This is a genomic window from Rhodococcus coprophilus NBRC 100603 (assembly GCF_001895045.1).
Lineage (GTDB): Bacteria > Actinomycetota > Actinomycetes > Mycobacteriales > Mycobacteriaceae > Rhodococcus > Rhodococcus coprophilus.
Map to the genome: position 1 here is coordinate 1 of NZ_BDAM01000015.1, position 698 is coordinate 698.

Genomic DNA, 698 nt, shown 5'->3' on the forward strand with positions numbered 1-698 from the left:
GGTTCGTGCGGATCCTCGAGGCGGTGGTGGCCGATCCGTCGCGGCGGGTGGGGGATATCGATCTGCTGGGCGCCGATGAGCGGGTGACGGTGCTCGAGCGGTGGAACGATACGGCGCGTCCGGTGCCGGAGTCGACGTTGCTGGATCGGTTCGATGCGCAGGTCGCTGCGTCGCCGGATGCGGTGGCGGTGGTGTTCGAGGGTGTGTCGTTGACGTACGGCGAGTTCGATGCGCGGGTCAATCGGCTTGCGCGGTATTTGATCTCGCGGGGTGTGGGTCCGGAGACGACGGTGGGGTTGGCGGTGCGCCGGTCGTTGGATCTGTTGGTGGGGATGTATGCGATCGTGCGGGCGGGCGGCGCGTATGTGCCGATCGATCCGGATCATCCGTCCGATCGCATCCGGCATGTGCTCGATATTGCTGCCCCGGTGTGTGTGGTGACGACGGCCCGCGATGGGTTCGAGGTGCCGTCCGGGGTAGATGTCGAGGCGATGGAGATCGACCGGCACGATCTGGCCGATGTGTCGGGTGAGCGGATCGGTGATGGGGAACGGCGCGGCGTCGTGCTGCCGTCGAATACGGCGTATGTGATTTTCACGTCGGGGTCGACGGGGCGGCCGAAGGGTGTGGCGGTGTCGCATTGTTCGGTGGTCAATCAGGTGTCGTGGTTGACAGCCGAGTACGGGTTGTCGGCCGAT

1 protein-coding gene is annotated in these 698 nt (G+C 65.9%); it reads left to right on the forward strand.

Annotated features, from left to right (window positions below):
• The coding region (locus RDCOP1_RS21015) for an AMP-binding protein (RefSeq protein ID WP_143152203.1) at positions 1-698 on the forward strand (698 nt) is incomplete at both ends.